We start from the raw sequence: 578 nt of genomic DNA, 5'->3' as shown, positions 1-578 counted from the left end.
AACAGATGCCCTCCACCGTCCGCCGGTGGTCATTCCACGGACGGCCGCCCTTCGCGCCCCCACGCGGCATCAACGGCTCAATCCGCGCCCACATCTCGTCACTGAACTGAGGACTCCTGGTCACAAAGACAACCCTGACCCCCACCACCCAAATCAGTTACGCGACACGCCCTAGGTGGGTCTCGACTTCTACGCCATCGGTGAGCACCACAACGAGCCGTTCTTCAGCAGCTCGCCCACGACGACGCTGGGTTACATCGCCGCGCAGACCGACAAGATCCTGCTGTCGACCGCGACCACGCTGATCACGACCAACGACCCGGTCAAGATCGCCGAGGACTTCGCGATGCTCCAGCACCTCGCCGACGGTCGCGTCGACATCATGCTCGGCCGCGGCAACACCGGCCCGGTGTACCCTTGGTTCGGCAAGGACATCCGCCAGGGTGTCGCGCTGGCCGTCGAGAACTACGCGCTGCTGCGTCGGCTGTGGACCGAGGACGTCGTCGACTGGCAGGGCAAGTACCGCACGCCGCTGCAGGGCTTCACCTCGACCCCGCGCCCGCTCGACGGCGTCGCGC

The 578-nt window shown here is 66.3% G+C and carries 1 protein-coding gene; it reads left to right on the top strand.

The features are described from left to right. Positions 1-175: 175 nt before the first annotated feature. A partial coding sequence (locus H5397_RS17525) for an LLM class flavin-dependent oxidoreductase (protein ID WP_182819035.1) occupies positions 176-578 on the top strand: 403 nt, incomplete at its 3' end.

Origin of the sequence: Propioniciclava sp. MC1683, from assembly GCF_014164675.1 — a bacterium.
Lineage (GTDB): Bacteria > Actinomycetota > Actinomycetes > Propionibacteriales > Propionibacteriaceae > Propioniciclava.
Note: the sequence above shows the minus strand (reverse complement) of the source record. Positions and strands in the feature narration are given on the sequence as shown.